This window comes from Lapillicoccus sp. (assembly GCF_036559105.1).
Taxonomy (GTDB): domain Bacteria; phylum Actinomycetota; class Actinomycetes; order Actinomycetales; family Dermatophilaceae; genus Lapillicoccus.
Window position 1 is genome coordinate 1 of the sequence record NZ_DATBTV010000042.1, and the last position, 16,757, is coordinate 16,757.

Genomic DNA, 16,757 nt, shown 5'->3' on the forward strand with positions numbered 1-16,757 from the left:
GACGCCGCCGGAGCAGCGGCCCTGCCGTTGGCCATCACGCCGGCGATCTCCCTGGGGACGCACATCGTCAGGGCCACCTCGTCGACCGACGGCGCGACCGCGACAGCGACCCTGACGGTCAAGACGACCCTCGGCACCGTGGTGCTCTCACCGCCCAAGATCAAGTCGGGCAAGCAGCTGAAGGTCGAGTTCTTCGGCTGGTCGCCGGGCGTGACCCTGTCCGTCTCGCTCGACGGCACGACCACCCTTGGGACCTTGACCACGGACGCCTCCGGGGCGGCGGAGGGCAAGGTCCTCATCCCGAGCGGAACGTCCGTCGGGTCACATCAGGTGGTCGTCCGGGCAACGGACGGTGGTCAGGTCTCGACGCCGCTCCAGGTGAGCCGCTGACCGGACGGGGCCGTGAGCGGGAGGGTTGCGACCCGCTTACGGACCGGTCCGTGGGTAGCGGCCCGGGAACGACGTGCGCACCATGGATGTTGACCAGGGTGCCCACCCGACCTTGAGGAGCCGTTCGTGAGCCTGTTCAGCAAGAAGACCCTGCCGTCGACCGACCCGGATGGCGGCGCATACCCCGTGGCCAAGACCGACGAGGACTGGCGAGCGGAGCTGTCTCCGGCCGAGTTCCACGTCCTGCGCGAGGCGGGCACCGAGCGGCCGTTCGTCGGCGAGTACACCGACACGACCGCCGAGGGCGTCTACTCGTGCCGCGCCTGCGGGACCGAGCTGTTCCGCAGCGACACCAAGTTCGAGTCCCACTGCGGGTGGCCGTCGTTCTACGCACCGCTGGCCGAGGACCGGGTCGAGTACATCGTGGACCGGAGCTTCGGCTCGGTCCGCACCGAGGTGCGCTGCAAGAACTGTGGCTCCCACCTCGGGCACGTGTTCGAGGGCGAGGGCTACGGCACGCCGACCGACCAGCGTTACTGCATCAACTCGATCAGCCTTCGCCTCGAGCCCAAGTCCGTGCCCGCGGACGCCCCCGAGCGGCTCGACCGGGAGCAGCTGCGCTCCGACCGTTAGGTCACCTCAGGTTCGCGACGAGGTCCTCGACCGACACCCGGGTGCCGGTGTAGAAGGGGACCTCCTCGCGGACGTGCCGTCTCGCCTCCGAGGCCCGTAGGTCGCGCATGAGGTCGACGATCCGGTGGAGCTCGTCCGCCTCGAACGCGAGGACCCACTCGTAGTCGCCCAGCGCGAACGACGCGACGGTGTTGGCCCGCACGTCCGGGTACCCGCGGGCCAGCTGGCCGTGCTCCACGAGCATGTCGCGACGCCGGGCATCGTCGAGCAGGTACCAGTCGTACGAGCGCACGAACGGGTAGACGCAGATGTACGCCTTGGGGTCCTCGCCCGCGAGGAACGCCGGCACGTGGCTCTTGTTGAACTCCGCCGGCCGGTGCAGCGCGGCCACGGACCAGACCGGCTCCAGGGCCGCGCCGAGCTCGGTGCGCAGGAACCGGTGGTAGGCGGACTGGAGCTGCTCGATGGTCTCGGCGTGCCACCAGATCATCAGGTCGGCGTCGGCGCGCAGCCCGGCCACGTCATACAGCCCGCGCACCACAACGCCCTCGGTCTCGACGTCGCTCAGCAGCGCCGCCGCCTCAGCGGTGACCTTCTCGCGGTCCTCCCCGAGCGGCTGGACCGAGGCGAACACGGACCACATCGCATACCGGATCGAGTCGTTGATCTCGCGGACGACGGACGGTGCGGGCTTGCGCGTGGCGTGGTCGCTCATGCCCTCATTGTGGCTGGCGCAGGACGGCGAGCACCTCGCGGGCTGCCCGACGGCCCGACCCGATGCACGCCGGTATGCCGACGCCCTCGTAGGCGGCTCCGGCGACAGCCAGTGCCGGCTGGTCGGCGACCGCCCCGAGGACGGCCTGTATGCGAGTGACGTGACCGACGGCGTACTGCGGCAGCGCGCCGCCCCACCGCTGCACGTGGTCGTCGATCGGGTCGGGGAAATCGGGGCCGAGGACCGTCCTCAGGTCCGCGACCACGGTGCGCACGAGGTCGTCGTCGTCTCGTTGCAGCACAGCGACCTCGCCGGCCCGGCCGAGCGAGGCGCGCAGGAGGACGACGTCCTGGGTGTCTTCGGCCAGCCAGGCCCACTTCGTGGAGCTGAAGGTCGCGGCCTTGATCGCCAGCGGCTCGACCGGCGGGACGAGGAAGCCCGAACCGCCCAGCAGGAGCGCCGCGGACCTCGGGAGCGCGAGGGTCACGATGGCCACGGAGGCGTAGGCGATCTCGTCGAGCCGCTCGGCGGCAAGGGACGAGAAGGGGCGCAGCAGCCGGGCGGCCGGGGTCGCCGGCAGGGCGAGCACGACGCCGTCGACGTCCAGGGTCTCGCGGTCGACGGTCGGTCCGACGGTCAGCCGCCATCCGTCCGGGCGGCGGGCGAGCTCACGGACCGTGCTGCGGGCCCGGATCTGCCCGCCGCGACCCACGACGGCGGCGGCGAGGTCAGAGGCGAGCAGCCCGAGCCCTCCGCGGTAACCCGCGAAGACCGGCCCACCGGGCGCGTCGGTCGCGGGACGGCCCACGATCGCCGTGCCGTCGGTCGCGGCGGCCCACAGCGCGGGCACCGTCGCCTGCAGCGAGAGCGACCGGGCGTGACCCGCGTAGACGCCGGCCAGGAGCGGTTCGACGAGGCGGTCGACGACCGCCGGCCCGACGCGGTCGGCGACGAAGGTGCCCACCGCCACGTCCTCGACCAACGGCGGCCCGACCTGCTCAGCCGACGCCCGGACGACCTCCTCCGACGTGAGGACCCCGGCCGCGTCGGCCGGATCGGTGGGTACGCCCATCACCGTCCCGCCCGGTAGCGGCCAGCGGCGTCCGCGACTCCACACCGCCGCCGAGACGGGTTCGGGATGGGTCAGCCGTTCGCCGAGTCCGAGGTCGGCGACCAGGCCGGTCGCCTCCGGTCGGCGGGCCAGCATCGACTCCGCACCGACGTCGACCGGGTACCCCGCCACCTCGGCGCGACGGAGCTTCCCGCCCACCGCGTCGGCGGCCTCGAGGACGACGACTCGAACGTCGTTGCCCTGCAACAGCTCCCACGCCGCCGACAGCCCCGCGACTCCGCCGCCCACGACGGCGACGACGGGGGTGCGCATGCCTCCACTGTCGCAGCCGAACCGTGATGGAACGGTCTCGGGTCGCTCGAGTGTCCTGAAGGGTGATCACGCACTGCCAGCCAGGAGGTATGCCGTGTCCCTTCCCCGCCACCATCGACCCGCCGCCGCCGTGGGCGCCGGCCTCATCGCCGTCCTCGCTCTCGGCGCCTGCTCCGGGTCGGGTTCCACCGGGTCGTCGGCCGGCGCCGGCGTGAGTGCCGTCGCTCCGGCCAACCCCGACCTGGGCGGCGCCCCGGACGCAGCGCCGGACGCGGCCGCGGACGCGCAGAAGCTCGCCGAGTCCTCAGGCCAGGGGGCAGCGGCCGGCTCCCCCGGCAGCGGGACCGCCGCGCGAAACGCGAGCCCGTCCTCGGCTGCCGACGTCGCGGCCGCCGACAAGCTGGTCCGGACCGCCTCGCTGCAGGTCCAGGTCGACGACGTCGAGGCCAAGGCCGCCGAAGCCCGACAGGTCGCGCTCGCCGCCGGCGGCACGGTCGTGTCGGAGAACAGCTCCGCGGTGCCGGTGAGCAGCGGCGGCGTCGACAAGCAGGGCAGCCGGTCGACGATGTCGCTGTCCGTCCCGGCGGACACCCTGGACCGGGTCCTCGACGACCTCGGCAAGCTCGGCACCACCGTTCAGCGGTCGTCCTCGGCCCGGGACGTGACCTCGACCTACGTCGACACGCAGTCCCGGATCACGACGATGAAGGCCGGTCTGGACCAGGTGCGGACGCTGCTGGGCAAGACCACCGACCTCAACCAGATCATCTCGCTCGAGACCGAGATCGCCCGCCGCCAGGGCGACCTCGACTCCCTCCAGGCCCAGCTCAACAGCCTGGACAAGAAGGTGGCCATGTCCACCGTCAGCGTCACGCTGGTGACCGCGGCGAACGTCGTCGTGCCCGAGGAGGACACCTCCGGGTTCCTCGGCGGCCTCCAGAAGGGCTGGAAGGCGTTCCTGGGCGCCAGCAGCGGGCTGCTCACCGTCCTGGGCGCCGTCCTCCCGTTCGTGGTGCTGCTCGCCATCGTCGCCGTCCCGCTGCTGTGGTGGCGTCGTCGCCGTACCGCCGCGCGTCCGGCCGAGGGCGGGTATGCGACGTCGCCACCGCCGGCGGCTGGTTCCCGTGGCCCCGACGGTGGGTCCGGTCCCCACGGCGGCCCGGACGGGTCGGGTGGCCCCGGTGGAGCGGACCCGGGGGCCGACCCGGGGTCGGGGCCCGAGTCGGGGGCGAGGGACGGTCGCGCCGCGAAGTCGGCGACCGCGTCGACCCAATCCGGGTCCCCCGAGGGCTACGAAGCCTCGACTGGTGGGTCCGGTGCGGGGGTCCGGGAGGGTGACACCGCGAAGCGCGAACCGGAGATTGCGGGAGCCGGAGCGCGCTGACCCACCGCATGGACTGGGGTGGCCGCGTTCGCAGGGGGCGCGCGGCCACCTCATGTCACCGTGAGGACGCCTCGTGGACCAGCTCGACGACCCGGGTCAGCACCTCCGGGTCGGTCTCCGGCAGGACGCCGTGGCCGAGGTTGAAGATATGCCCGGGCGTCGACCTCCCCTCGGTGACGATCCGGCGGACCTGTTCCTCGACGGCGGGCCAGGGCGCGAACAGCGTCGCCGGGTCGAGGTTGCCCTGGACCGCATACTCGGGGCCGAGACGTCGCACGGCGTCCGTGAGCGAGACCCGGAAGTCGACACCGACGACCTCGGCCCCGGCCGCCCCCATCGCGGGGAGCAGCTCCCCGGTGCCGACCCCGAAGTGGATGCGCGGGACACCGAGGTCGGCCACCGCGGCGAGGGCGGCGGCGGAATGCGGCCGCACGTAGCGCTCGTAGTCGGCCAGGGGTAGCGCGCCGACCCACGAGTCGAAGAGCTGGACGACACTCGCGCCGGCCTGGGCCTGGACGCGGAGGAAGGCGCCGGCGATCTGGGCGAGGCGGGCACACAGGTCGTGCCACAGCTCGGGGTCGCCGTACATCAGCGCCTTGGTGTTCTCGTGGTTGCGGCTGGGGCCGCCTTCGACGAGGTAGGAGGCGAGGGTGAACGGCGCTCCGGCGAACCCGATGAGCGGCGTGCCGCCGAGCGCCGCGGCGATCCGGCGGACCGACTCGGCGATGTCTGGCACCTGGTCGGGCGTCAGCTCCGGGAGCCGGTCGAGGTCCGCGCGGGTCCGGATCGGCTTGGCCACCACCGGACCGGTGCCGGCCACGATGTCGACGTCTACTCCGACCGCGGCCAGCGGGACCACGATGTCACTGAAGAAGATCGCCGCGTCGACGCCGTGGCGGCGGACCGGTTGGAGGGTGATCTCGGTGACGAGGTCTGGGGTCCGGCAGGCCTCGAGCATCGGGGTGCCCGCCCGGGCCTCGCGGTACTCCGGGAGAGAACGCCCGGCCTGCCGCATGAACCACACCGGGGTTCGTTCGACCCGCTGGCGGCGCGCAGCACGGACCAGGAGGCTGTCGGACGGGTGGGTCTGGACGACAGCGCTCACGGTGGTCATCGTCGCATGCGGTCAGCCGGTCGCGATCGCCACGACGCCCGCGAGGGCCAGGGCGACTCCGACGTTCTGGATCGGCTTCAGCCGCTCCGCCAGGAAGGCCCGGGCCAGGAGGATGGTCACCACCGGGTACAGCGAGCCCAGCACGGCCGCGACGCTGACCAGACCCTGGGTCGAGGCCGCCACGAAGAACGCGTTCGCACCGAGGTCGGCCAGGCCTACGAAGACCAGCGTCGGCCAGTCCCGTCGCCCGACTCCCCCGGTCGACCGGCGAACCGCAGCGACCGCCGCGTACAGGACGAGGCTGGTCAGCCGCATACCCCACAGGGTGGAGACGAGGGACACCCGCGCGCCGCGGTCCATGCAGAACAGGACCGTCCCGAACCCCACGGCGGCGACGCAGGCCAGCAGGACCGGCCGCACGTGCAGGCCGGCGCGGATCTCCGGTCCGCTCGCCAGCACCGTGCCGAGCACCGCGACCCCCATGCCGACCCACGCGATGACGCTCGGGGCGTCCCCGGTCGCCACCCCGAGCAGTACGGGCACCGCGGCGCCCAACGAGGCCACCGGGGCGACCACGCTCATCGTCCCGGTCGACAGCGCGCCGTAGAACGCCCACAGCGCCACCGCGCCCGCCACGCCGGCGGCGATCGCCCAGCCCTGCCAGCCGGACGCCGTGAGCGGGTTGCCCCTGACGACGACGACCACGCAGAGCGTCAGGAACCCGACCAGCTGCGACCAGCCGACGACGGCTGCCGCGGGGATGGTCTTGGCCTTGAGGCCCGCCACGAAGTCGCTCGTTCCCCACAGCAGGGACGAGCAGAGGGCGAGCAACGCGGACACGGCCGCCACCGTAACGGCGTGCCTGCCTGTCCCGGGGCGCCGTACCGACATACGCTCGTCGGGTGCGTGGTCGATCACTGCCGGGCGAGCAGCCCGCCGAGTTCGCCCGGGCGGTCAGCGCCCTCCGGGACGCCCGGCTGCGCCCGGAGGTCCGTCTGACCGAAGTCCCTGCCCCCCAGCGCATCGCGCCGTACGCGGTCGCGCTGACGGCGGACATCGTCTCGACCGCGTCGGGCGAGGAGGAGCTGGCCTCGGGCCGGTTCGTCCTGCTCCACGACCCGTCGGCCCCTGGTCCGTGGGAGGGCGAGTGGCGCGCGGTGACCTTCGCGCGCGCCGAGCTGGAGCCCGAGCTGGCCAGCGACCCGATGCTCGGTGCGGTCGGCTGGTCCTGGCTGGTGGACGCCCTGGACGCGCGCCGGCTGGGCTACGTTGCCGAGGCCGGCACGGTCACGCGGGTGGTCTCGGAGAGCTTCGCAGGGCTCGCCGACCGTGAACCCACGGTCGAGATGGAGGTCCGCGCATCCTGGACGCCGCGCGGTGAGATCGGCGCCCACCTGATGGCGTGGTCCGACCTGCTCTGCATGATCGCCGGGCTGCCACCCCTTCCGGAGGGCGTCGTCGCGCTTCCCGGGCAACGGCGGTGACCTCCGGTCCGCAGGCCGGCCCCACCGACGACGACACACCAGATGCGCTCGCCGAGGAGCCGGAGCGACTGCTGACGCCGCTCCTCGCGCCCAGCGACGGCGTTCCCGACGTGGTCGTCGACGAGCGCCGGCTGGTCGAGGCGGGTCGAGCCATCGCGGCGGGTACCGGACCGGTCGCCGTCGACGCCGAGCGCGCGTCGGGTCACCGCTACGGCCAGAAGGCCTACCTCGTGCAGCTGCGGCGGGCCGGTTCGGGAACCTGGCTCATCGATCCGGTCGCCTGCCCCGACCTCGGTCCGGTCGCCGACGGCATCGGGGACGCGGAGTGGGTCCTCCACGCCGCGACCCAGGACCTGCCCTGCCTCGCGCAGATCGGGCTGCGGCCGGTCCACCTCTTCGACACCGAGCTCGGCGCGCGACTCGTCGGCCTGCCTCGCGTGGGCCTGGGGGCCGCCGTGGAGCACTACCTGGGGCTGTCGTTGGCCAAGGAGCACTCCGCCGTCGACTGGTCGACCCGGCCCCTGCCCGAGCCCTGGCTGCGCTACGCCGCACTCGACGTCGAGGTCCTCGTCGAGCTGCGGGACGCGATCGCCGCCGACCTGGAGTCCCAGGGCAAGAGCGACTGGGCCCGCGAGGAGTTCGACGCCCTGCTGAACTTCGAGGGGCCGCCGGTCCGGGTCGACCCGTGGCGTCGGACCTCCGGCATGCACCGGGTCCGCAAGCGGCGCGGCATCGCCCTGGTCAAGGAGCTGTGGATCACCCGAGACCGCATCGCCGAACGTCGGGACACCTCACCCGGGCGGGTGCTGCCCGACTCGGTCATCGTCGAGCTGGCCAACCTCGCGCCCACCACGGCCGAGGAGATGGCCGAGGTCCGCGAGCTGCGCCCGGCTCGTCGCAACGCCAAGGTCTGGCTGGACGCCATCCGCCGCGCCCAGAACCTGCCCGAGAACGCCCTGCCGCCGCTGACCCTGGCCGGCACCGGACCACCGCCGCCGCGCGCCTGGCCCGACCGCGACCCCGTGGCCGCCGCCCGGCTGGCCCAGGCGCGAGAGGGGCTCGCCGCGTTCGGCACCGAGCACACCGTCCCGGTCGAGAACCTCATGACCCCGGACGTCCTGCGCCGCGTCATCTGGTCTCCCCCTGCCGACCTCAGCGCGGCCGGGATCGCCGCGGCCCTGGCCGCGCTCGGTGCCCGGCCGTGGCAGGTGGCCATCACGGCGCCGATCGTCGCCCAGGCCTGCGTCGACCACCCCTGACGTCCTGACGACCGGTGGCACGCAGCGGATAACCCCCGGCGGGTATCTGCCGCCCTTCACCGCCCTCTGACCTCCCGCAGAGAGACCACAAGGGCGGCAGGGAGCGGCGAGATCGGATGCGACGTCATACCGACCGATGCCGTTTCTGGGTCCGTCGCTACGCACCCGCCGAGGTGGCCTGCCTCGCCACCATGCTCGCGGCCAGCGTCGTCGCAGCCCGGCTCACGACGTCGCCGCCGTTGCTGGCGGCCAGCGCCATCGCGGGGGCAACCGTGGGGTTCTACGGAGTCCTGGTCGTCAAGGTCGCCGGCGAGCAAAGGCGCCTCGTCGCGCCCGGCCAGCCTCGGTATGCGATGCGAGTCGCCTCGCGCACCGTCCTGCTGCTCAGCGCCGAGTTCGGTGCCGCCGAGCTCCTCGACACGTTCCTCTGGCGACCGGCGCTCATGGTGTCGGCCGTCGTGCTGCTCGACGAGCCGGTCTGGGGACTGCTGGCCGGCAAGGCGGCGGCCGACGTCCTGTTCTACTTGGTCTCGGCCATGGGGTACCGCCTGACCGAGCTGGCCGGCATCCGGGTGCCGCGGTCGTCGGCTCCCCAGCGGGCGAACGTCGTATCTCATATGTGAGATATGGTGGCCGGCATGACGGTCACCGACACCTACCTCGAGCGGATCGGTTCGCTGATCCGGGACGCGCGCCGACACAAGGGTCTGACCCAGTCCGAGCTCGCGAGGTCGCTCGGGACCAGCCAGAGTGCGGTCGCCCGCATCGAGCAGGGCCAGCAGAACCTCAGCCTCGAGACCCTGGCCCGGATCGGGGAAAGCCTCGACTCCGAGTTCGTGTCGCTCGGCCACTCCGGGCCGCAGCACCTGCGCATCGTCGGCGGCCAGAAGCTGCACGGCGCCATCGACGTCAAGACGTCCAAGAACGCCGCCGTGGCCCTGCTCTGCGCCTCCCTGCTCAACCGCGGCCGCACGACGCTGCGCAACCTGGCCCGCATCGAGGAGGTCAACCGGATCCTCGAGGTGCTGCACTCCATCGGCGTGCGCACCCGCTGGATCCCCGGCAGCAACGACCTGGAGATCGTCCCGCCGACGCGGCTCGACCTGGACGCCATCGACGTCGAGGCCGCGCGCCGCACCCGGACCGTGATCATGTTCCTCGGGCCGCTGCTGCACGACTACCCGTCGTTCCTGCTGCCGTATGCAGGGGGCTGCGACCTCGGTACGCGTACCGTCGAGCCGCACCTGGCCTCGTTGCGCCACTTCGGTCTCGACGTCGTCGCGACCCACGGGTTCTACGAGGCCACGTCCGACCCGAGCCGCCGGCCGACCCGGCCGATCGTGCTCACCGAGCGCGGCGACACGGTCACCGAGAACGCCCTGATGGCCGCTGCGCGGCACGACGGCGTCACGGTGATCCGCAACGCCAGCCCGAACTACATGGTCCAGGACCTGTGCTTCTTCCTCGAGCGCCTGGGCGTCCGGATCGAGGGCATCGGCACCACCACCCTGACCGTCCACGGCCTCGACGTCATCGACGTCGACGTGGAGTACTCCCCCTCCGAGGACCCGATCGAGGCCATGAGTCTCTTGGCCGCGGCGGTCGTGACGGGGTCGGAGATCACCATCCGCCGGGTGCCGATCGAGTTCATGGAGATCGAGCTCGCGACGCTCGAGGGCATGGGCATGGAGTACGCGACCTCCGACGAGTACCGCTCGGCCAACGGCCAGACCCGGCTCGTCGACCTCACCACCGTGCCCGGCCCGCTGCATGCGCCGATCGACAAGATCCACCCGATGCCGTTCCCGGGCCTCAACATCGACAACCTGCCGTTCTTCGCGCTCATCGGGGCGGTGGCCGAGGGATCGACGCTGATCCACGACTGGGTCTACGAGAACCGAGCCATCTACCTCACCGAGCTCACGAAGGTCGGCGCCAAGGTCCAGCTGCTCGACCCGCACCGGGTCCTCATCGAGGGACCGACCCGCTGGCGGGCCGCCGAGGTCATGTGCCCGCCGGCGCTGCGACCGGGCGTCGTGGTGCTGCTGGCCATGCTCGCGGCTCCGGGCACGTCGGTGCTGCGCAACGTCTACGTCATCAACCGCGGCTACGAGGACCTCGCCGACCGGCTCAACGCCCTCGGCGCGACCATCGAGGTCTTCCGCGACATCTGACGCGGGTGCGGCCCAGCCGGTTGCCGCAGTGGGTTGGCGCCGCAGGTTCGAGCAGCGGGTCGGCGCCCGCACTCGTCGGACAGGCAGCAGGCGGCGAGGCGACGCGACGCGCCGTCCAGACCGCCGCGACACGTCGTAGCGCTCCGGCTACTGCCCGTCTGACGCGCCGCATCGCCGGCGGAAATGGCGTCGCGCTCGGGTACGCCCGCGCCTAGCGTGAGCGCGTGCCCCTACCGTTCGACGCTGCCGGGACCGGTCCGCCGGTCGTCCTCCTCCACGCCGGCGTCGCCGACCGCCGGATGTGGGCGGCGCAGATCCCCGTCCTGGCCGACCGGTACCGGGTCCTCGCCCCGGACCTCCCCGGGTACGGCGACGCTTCCCTCGCGCCGGGGCCGCTCTCGAACGTGGCCGAGGTCATCGGGTTCCTCGACGACCAGGGCATCGCGGCCTCCGCGTTGGTCGGCGCGTCCTTCGGCGGCCGCGTGGCCCTGGAGGTGGCGACGGCCCACCCGGACCGCGTGACCGCTCTGGTCCTGCTCTGCCCGGGCCTACGCGGGGTCGCTCCGACAGACGCGTCCGAGGCCTTCGACGAGAGGGAGGAGGGTCTCATCGAGGCCGGCGACGTCGACGGCGCCGTTGCCCTCAACGTCGACACGTGGCTCGGGCCGGACGCCGGCGATGACGCCCGCTCGCTGCTGACCCGGATGCAGCGCCGGGCGTTCGACGTCCAGATCGCGGCCGACGAGTGGCCCGACCCGCCGACCATGGTCCCCGACGAGGTCGACCTCGGTGGCATCACGGTGCCGACGACCGTCGTGCTGGGCGAGCTCGACGTGGACTGGCTCCAGGCCGCCGCCCGGACGGTCGCCGACGGCGTCCCGGGAGCGACCCTGGTCGAGCTGGGCTGGGCCGGTCACCTGCCGAGCCTCGAGCGACCCGGCGAGGCCGCTGCTCTCGTCCTCGAGGCCCTCGGCGACCCGGCGCGAACGGAGTAGTCCTATCCTCCCGTCATGCCGACGCCGCCGCCCGCCGCCGCCCCTGCCGACCTGACCGGACACCGCGCGCTGGTGACCGGTGCCGCGAGTGGCATCGGCGCGGCCATCGCCGCCCGGCTCGTCCAGTCCGGTGCGGTCGTCGTCGCCGTGGACCGAGACGAGGCCGGGCTGAAGGACCTCGCCGCGAGACTCGGCGACGGGCAGATCGAGCCGGTCGCCGCCGACCTGTCGGACCTCGACTCCATCGCCGACCTCCCGACCGACATCGACATCCTCGTCAACAACGCCGGGATCCAGCACGTGTCGCCGATCGAGTCGTTCCCGCTGGAGACCTTCGAGCTGATCCTCGACGTCATGCTGCACGCACCGTTCCGGCTGGTCCGGCAGTGCCTGCCGACCATGTACGCCCAGGGCTGGGGCCGCGTGGTCAACGTGTCGAGTGCGCACGGGCTCCGGGCCAGCGCCTACAAGTCCGCGTACGTCACGGCCAAGCACGGCCTGGAGGGACTGTCGAAGGTCGTCGCCCTCGAGGGCGCCCCCCACGGGGTCACGAGCAACTGCATCAACCCCGGGTACGTGCGCACTCCCCTGGTCGAGAGCCAGATCGCCGACCAGGCCGAGGCCCACGGCATCCCCGAGGACGAGGTCGTCGAGAAGGTCCTGCTCGAAGGGATGGCCGTCAAGCGCCTCGTCGAGCCGGCGGAGGTCGCCGAGCTCGCCATGTTCCTCTGCGGACCGGCGTCGGCATCCGTCACCGGTGCGTCGTTCGCAATCGACGGCGGGTGGACGGCCCGCTGAGCACCATCACGCGTCACGACTCTGGTCGGCGGGTCAGACCGGCCCGCGGGTCAGGACAGGGCGGCGTGGAGCTGGTCCGCGATCGCGTCGGGGGTCAGGCCGATCTCCTCGAGGACCTCGCCCCGGGACGCGTGCGGCAGGAACCGCTTCGGGATCCCGTGCAGGTGGACGGGTACCGACAGCCCGGCCTCCCGGACCGCGGCCGTCACCTGCGACCCCACACCACCGACGACGAGGTTGTCCTCGAGAACCGCGACAGCGCCCGCCGAGCGAGCCAGGTCGACGAGGTCGTCCGGCACCGGTACGCACCACCGCGGGTCGACCACGCGGACCGTATGCCCCTGTGCCGTCAGCTTCTCGGCGACCGCCATGCCCGTGGTCGCCATCTCGCCGAGGCCCACGATGAGCAGCTCGACCGGCTCCGTGGACGCCTCGGCCAGCACGTCGACCGAACCCAAGGCGCGAACCGCCGGCAGCGGGGCCGGCGGGTTCTGCTTGGAGAACCGGATGACCGTCGGTCCGTCGTGGACGTCGACCGCCTCGCGTAAGGCTCGGCCGAGCTCCTCGGGGTCCCGCGGTGCCGTGAGCCGCAGCCCTGGCACCAGCCCGGTGATCGACATGTCCCACATGCCGTTGTGCGAGGCGCCGTCGGTACCGGTGATCCCGGCACGGTCCAGCACGAAGGTGACGCCGGCCCGGTGCAGCGCGCAGTCCATGAGCAGCTGGTCGAAGGCCCGGTTGAGGAACGTCGCATACACGCAGACGACGGGGTGCATCCCGCCGAACGCGAGCCCCGACGCCATCGTGACGGCATGCTGCTCGGCAATTCCTACGTCGAACACGCGGTCCGGGTGCCGCTCGGCGAACTCCTTGAGGCCCGTGGGGATGAGCATCGCCGCGGTGATCGCGACGACGTCGTCCCGCTCTCGCGACACCCCGAGCAGCGCGTCGCTGAACTCGTCGGTCCAGATCCGACCCTTGACCTGCAGCGGCAGCCCCGTCTCGGGGTTGATCCGGTCGACGGCGTGGAACCGGTCGGCGTCGTCGTTGCTGGCGTGGTCGTAGCCCTTGCCCTTGGTCGTCAGCACGTGCACGAGCACGGGTCCCTCGAACGACCTGGCCCGGCCCAGGGCGGCCTCGACCGCCTGCTCGTCGTGGCCGTCGATCGGGCCGAGATACTTCAGCCCGAGGTCCTCGAAGAGGCCCTGCGGCGCGACCATGTCCTTGATGCCCTTCTTCATGCCGTGCAGGGCGCCGTAGACCGCTCCGCCGACGACCGGGGTGCGGTTCAGGGTCTCCCGCCCCCAACCGAGCACCGACTCGTACTTGCGCGTCGTCCGCAGGGTCGCCAGGTGGTCCGCGAGGCCGCCGGTGGTCGGCGCGTACGAGCGCTCGTTGTCGTTGACCACGATGACGAGCGGGAGGTCCTTGTCGACGGCGATGTTGTTGATCGCCTCCCACGCCATGCCGCCGGTGAGGGCTCCGTCCCCGATGACCGCAACGGTATGCCGGTCGCGCCGGCCCGTGAGTCGGCGCGCCTTGGCGATGCCATCGGCCCAGGAGAGGGCGGTCGAGGCGTGCGAGTTCTCGACGACGTCGTGCTCGGACTCGGTCCGGCTGGGGTAGCCGGACAGGCCGCCCTGCTTCTTGAGCTTGCTGAAGTCCTGCCGACCGGTGAGGAGCTTGTGGACGTAGGACTGGTGTCCCGTGTCGAACACGATGGTGTCGCGGGGGCTGTCGAACACCCGGTGCAGCGCGATCGTCAGCTCGACGACGCCGAGGTTGGGTCCGAGATGACCCCCGGTCTTGGAGACCGACTCCACCAGAAAGTCGCGGATCTCCTGGGCGAGCGCGGGGATCTGGGCAGGGGTGAGCGCCTTCAGCTCAGCCGGGCCCTTGATGGTTTCGAGCACTCCCACGCGCAGCAGTCCTTTCAACTGGGGGTCACTGCTAGACAACCGCCTGAGTCTAAGCGCTGATGCTGACTTCAAGCCCGTCCGGCACTCCTGACAGGCTCACGTCGCCCTGCGCATCGACAGTCACCGTGATCTCTGCCCGCCCGGCGCGCAGGCCCGAGACCGTGATCGCCCCGAACGGCGCCGGTCGCAGTGGTCGGACCCGGATCTCCCCCTTGGGCAGGTCGACCTGGAGACCCACGGCCACGGAGAGGAGCACCGCGGCGCTGGCGGCACTCCATGCCTGCGGCCGGCAGGAGGCAGGGTAGGGCGCAGGTCGGCCCATCATGGGCAGTCCGGAATAGAGCTCGGGGTAGCGGTAGTCGAAGCTGGCGCCGGCCGACAGCAGCCGCCGCAGGATGGTCGCCGCACCGGCGTCCTGGCCCTCACGGGCCAGTCCCAGGGCCACGATCGCGGTGTCGTGGGTCCACACCGAACCCGTGTGGTAGCCGATGGGGTTGAAGCCCCCGTTGCCCGAACCGAAGGTCCGTATCCCGAAGTCGTCGAGCAGCTCGTCACCGGTCACCTGCTCGGCCACTGACTGCGCCTCCTGCGCCGACAGGACGCCCGTCCCGAGGACGTGGCCCATGTTCGAGCCGAGCCCGTCGACGGCTCGCCCCTGCCCGTCCAGAGCCATGGCCAGGTAGCGACCAGTCCCATCGGCACCGTCGACCCAGTACCCAGCCTGGATGCGCTCGCGCAACAGCTCGGCCTCACGGCGAGCGTCCTCGCTACCGGGCTCCCCCAGTCCCTCCAGGAGCTCGGCTGCGCCAAGGAGTGCCTCCACGGCATACGCCTGGGCTTCCACGAGCGCGATGGGGCCCTCGGCCACCCGGCCGTCCCTGAACCGCATCGAGTCACCGGAGTCCTTCCACCCCTGGTTGGCCAACCCGTGACCGGTGGTGTCGAGGTACTTCAGCAGCCCGTCGCTGTCCGGTTGACCGGGTCCGGTGATCCAGCCCAGCGCAGCGCGCAGATGCGGGAGCAGCTCGCGGACCTCCGCCTCCGAAAGCCCCCAGCGCCAGGCCTCGACCAGCAGGCAGACCCAGAGCGCGGTGGCATCGACCGTCCCGTAGTAGAGCGGCGGAAGGGACAGCCCGGCCGCCCCCTGGTATGCCGTGCGGCGCACCTCATGGGCGATCTTGCCGGGCTGCTCGGCCCGTTCCGAGTCGTCCTGGGCGCCCTGGCGCCGGGCCAGGGCTCGTAGGGTCCCCGCCGCGAGCTCGGTGCCGAACGGCAGCATCATCCGCGCCGTCCAGATCGAGTCGCGCCCGAACAACGTGAGGTACCAGGGGGTTCCGGCTGCGGCGAACACGTCCTCCGGGCTCAGGGGGTCACGCAGGAGCAGGTGCCTCAGGTCGTCCAGCGACTGGGTCACCAGCGGTGCGAGGCGGGGGTCGTCGGCGGTGACCCGGACGTGGCCCCAGGTCACGGCATCGCCGCCGGGGTCGGCGTCGAATCCCGAGGCGTGGCGCCGAGCTACGGTCACGGCGACCTGCCAGGTCTGGGTCTGACCGGGGTCCACGCTCACCTCGAACCGCGCCAGCGCTCCGCGCCCAGCAGCCTCGAGGCTCACGGGTGCCGGGGCGAAGCTCACATCGACGTCGTGGCGGTCGGTCGCGAACCGCGCCGCGTCCGCAGTCAGCGTTGCCGCGACCTGGTCAGCGACGACGCGCCCGCCCTTCACCGACCCGATCGGCATGGCATCGCAGCCGATCTCGATCTCGAGGGTGGCCCGGACTGGTTCGGTCGCGCGCGAGATCACGCTCACCTCCTCGACCAGGCGCGACCCCGCCAACGTCCGGACGCGGCGTACCTCAACTGTGGGGTCCGCACCGGGGTCGCCGACAGCGCGGGCGGCGCCGAAGAACTCTGCGCGCGCCCCCTGGGCCTGCCCGGCAACCGGGCTGGCCGGCTCACCGGCGACGCGCACCAGAAGGCAGTTCAGCATCCGGACATCGTCGACGTAGAAGCCCTGGGCCGAACCCGGTTCGACGTCCCCTCCTTGGGACGAGAGCTGAGTGGAGTTCCCGTCGACCGTGATGGACAGGTCGTGCAGCCAGGGCTGCCGCAGGGAGGTGTCTGGCGTTTGGTCTACAGCGTCCGTCGAGGTCACGTGGGAGGGCCTTTCGTGTCGAGTCGTGTCGAACGATGCACATCATCCTCTTGACCACGGTGGGGGTCGTAGGCCATTCTCGCCTCACTTGGAACGTTCAAATGCGCGGTTGGGGTGATGATCGCCCGCGGTTTGAACGATCACAGCGCAAAGGAGCGATCGTGGCAAGCACCACAGGAGTGTCTCGCGAGCGGCCGACGATCATCAACGTCGCGCAAGCCGCCGGGGTCTCACGCCAGACCGTCAGCAACGCGCTCAACAACCCCGAGCGGGTGGCCCCATCCACTCTCGAGCGAGTCCACGCGGCGATCGAGCAGCTGGGCTTCACCCCGAACGCGGCCGCGCAGCACCTGCGT

Annotated in this window: 16 protein-coding genes; 10 read left to right on the forward strand and 6 right to left on the reverse strand. The window is 72.1% G+C overall.

Going from position 1 to position 16,757, the window contains the following annotated elements; translation table 11 throughout:
• A partial coding sequence (locus tag VIG79_RS06020) for a hypothetical protein (RefSeq protein WP_331883397.1) occupies positions 1-390 on the forward strand: 390 nt, incomplete at its 5' end.
• A 150-nt stretch (positions 391-540) separates the two neighbouring features.
• On the forward strand, positions 541-1,023 hold the full coding sequence (gene msrB, locus VIG79_RS06025; protein WP_414672591.1) for a peptide-methionine (R)-S-oxide reductase MsrB: 483 nt from the start codon (positions 541-543) through the stop codon (positions 1,021-1,023).
• Between the two features lies 1 nt (position 1,024).
• On the opposite strand, the gene hemQ is transcribed toward msrB, so the two are convergent.
• Both hemQ and hemG read right to left on the reverse strand, forming a co-directional pair.
• On the reverse strand, positions 1,025-1,738 hold the full coding sequence (gene hemQ, locus VIG79_RS06030; protein ID WP_331883399.1) for a hydrogen peroxide-dependent heme synthase: 714 nt from the start codon (positions 1,736-1,738) through the stop codon (positions 1,025-1,027).
• A 4-nt stretch (positions 1,739-1,742) separates the two neighbouring features.
• On the reverse strand, positions 1,743-3,122 hold the full coding sequence (gene hemG, locus VIG79_RS06035; protein ID WP_331883402.1) for a protoporphyrinogen oxidase: 1,380 nt from the start codon (positions 3,120-3,122) through the stop codon (positions 1,743-1,745).
• A gap of 94 nt (positions 3,123-3,216) precedes the next feature.
• On the opposite strand from hemG, the gene VIG79_RS06040 reads away from it, so the two are divergent.
• On the forward strand, positions 3,217-4,506 hold the full coding sequence (locus VIG79_RS06040) for a DUF4349 domain-containing protein (RefSeq protein ID WP_331883404.1): 1,290 nt from the start codon (positions 3,217-3,219) through the stop codon (positions 4,504-4,506).
• 55 nt (positions 4,507-4,561) lie between these two features.
• Here the strand turns inward: VIG79_RS06040 and hemE are convergent, their stop codons facing one another.
• Positions 4,562-5,620, reverse strand: a complete 1,059-nt coding sequence (gene hemE, locus VIG79_RS06045) for a uroporphyrinogen decarboxylase (protein WP_331883407.1) — start codon at positions 5,618-5,620, stop codon at positions 4,562-4,564.
• A gap of 12 nt (positions 5,621-5,632) precedes the next feature.
• Entirely contained in the window at positions 5,633-6,460 is an 828-nt protein-coding gene (locus tag VIG79_RS06050; RefSeq protein ID WP_331883409.1) for a DMT family transporter, read from the reverse strand.
• Positions 6,461-6,522: 62 nt separating this feature from the next.
• Here VIG79_RS06050 and VIG79_RS06055 point away from each other — a divergent pair, with 62 nt between their 5' ends.
• From VIG79_RS06055 to VIG79_RS06080, 6 genes are all read left to right on the forward strand, one after another.
• Positions 6,523-7,104: a DUF3000 domain-containing protein gene (locus VIG79_RS06055; protein WP_331883412.1), complete on the forward strand. Its 582-nt coding sequence runs from the start codon at positions 6,523-6,525 to the stop codon at positions 7,102-7,104.
• Positions 7,101-8,363 (forward strand): HRDC domain-containing protein, encoded by a 1,263-nt coding sequence (locus tag VIG79_RS06060; protein WP_414672590.1) that lies wholly within the window; start codon positions 7,101-7,103, stop codon positions 8,361-8,363. Before VIG79_RS06055 ends, VIG79_RS06060 begins: the two co-directional genes overlap by 4 nt.
• A 191-nt stretch (positions 8,364-8,554) precedes the next feature.
• A complete protein-coding gene (locus VIG79_RS06065) occupies positions 8,555-8,986 on the forward strand; it encodes a hypothetical protein (protein ID WP_331883415.1) in 432 nt (143 codons plus the stop codon).
• Positions 8,987-9,001: 15 nt separating this feature from the next.
• On the forward strand, positions 9,002-10,537 hold the full coding sequence (locus tag VIG79_RS06070) for a UDP-N-acetylglucosamine 1-carboxyvinyltransferase (protein WP_331883418.1): 1,536 nt from the start codon (positions 9,002-9,004) through the stop codon (positions 10,535-10,537).
• A gap of 224 nt (positions 10,538-10,761) precedes the next feature.
• Positions 10,762-11,532 carry an alpha/beta fold hydrolase gene (locus VIG79_RS06075; protein ID WP_331883421.1) on the forward strand — a complete coding sequence of 257 codons (771 nt, stop codon included), beginning with the start codon at positions 10,762-10,764 and terminating at the stop codon, positions 11,530-11,532.
• A 15-nt stretch (positions 11,533-11,547) separates the two neighbouring features.
• Positions 11,548-12,330, forward strand: coding sequence for a 3-hydroxybutyrate dehydrogenase (locus VIG79_RS06080; RefSeq protein WP_331883424.1), 783 nt, complete (start codon positions 11,548-11,550; stop codon positions 12,328-12,330).
• A 50-nt stretch (positions 12,331-12,380) separates the two neighbouring features.
• Here the strand turns inward: VIG79_RS06080 and dxs are convergent, their stop codons facing one another.
• Together dxs and VIG79_RS06090 are read right to left on the reverse strand one after the other, a co-directional pair.
• On the reverse strand, positions 12,381-14,249 hold the full coding sequence (dxs, locus tag VIG79_RS06085) for a 1-deoxy-D-xylulose-5-phosphate synthase (protein WP_331883427.1): 1,869 nt from the start codon (positions 14,247-14,249) through the stop codon (positions 12,381-12,383).
• Between the two features lie 49 nt (positions 14,250-14,298).
• The gene (locus tag VIG79_RS06090) at positions 14,299-16,401 is read right to left on the reverse strand and encodes a glycogen debranching N-terminal domain-containing protein (RefSeq protein WP_331883429.1); all 2,103 of its coding nucleotides are present in this window, start codon (positions 16,399-16,401) and stop codon (positions 14,299-14,301) included.
• 161 nt (positions 16,402-16,562) lie between these two features.
• Between VIG79_RS06090 and VIG79_RS06095 the strand changes: the two genes are divergently transcribed.
• Positions 16,563-16,757, forward strand: a 195-nt coding sequence (locus VIG79_RS06095; protein WP_331883431.1) for a LacI family DNA-binding transcriptional regulator, incomplete at its 3' end; no start/stop codon positions are given.

Excerpts from the sequence above, each read along its gene's own strand:
- hemQ (WP_331883399.1), bottom strand. The coding sequence starts at position 1,738 with ATGAGCGACCACGCCACGCGCAAGCCCGCACCGTCCGTCGTCCGCGAG.
- hemG (WP_331883402.1), bottom strand. The coding sequence starts at position 3,122 with ATGCGCACCCCCGTCGTCGCCGTCGTGGGCGGCGGAGTCGCGGGGCTG.
- hemE (WP_331883407.1), bottom strand. The coding sequence starts at position 5,620 with ATGACCACCGTGAGCGCTGTCGTCCAGACCCACCCGTCCGACAGCCTC.
- VIG79_RS06065 (WP_331883415.1), top strand. The coding sequence starts at position 8,555 with ATGCTCGCGGCCAGCGTCGTCGCAGCCCGGCTCACGACGTCGCCGCCG.
- VIG79_RS06070 (WP_331883418.1), top strand. The coding sequence starts at position 9,002 with ATGACGGTCACCGACACCTACCTCGAGCGGATCGGTTCGCTGATCCGG.
- VIG79_RS06080 (WP_331883424.1), top strand. The coding sequence starts at position 11,548 with ATGCCGACGCCGCCGCCCGCCGCCGCCCCTGCCGACCTGACCGGACAC.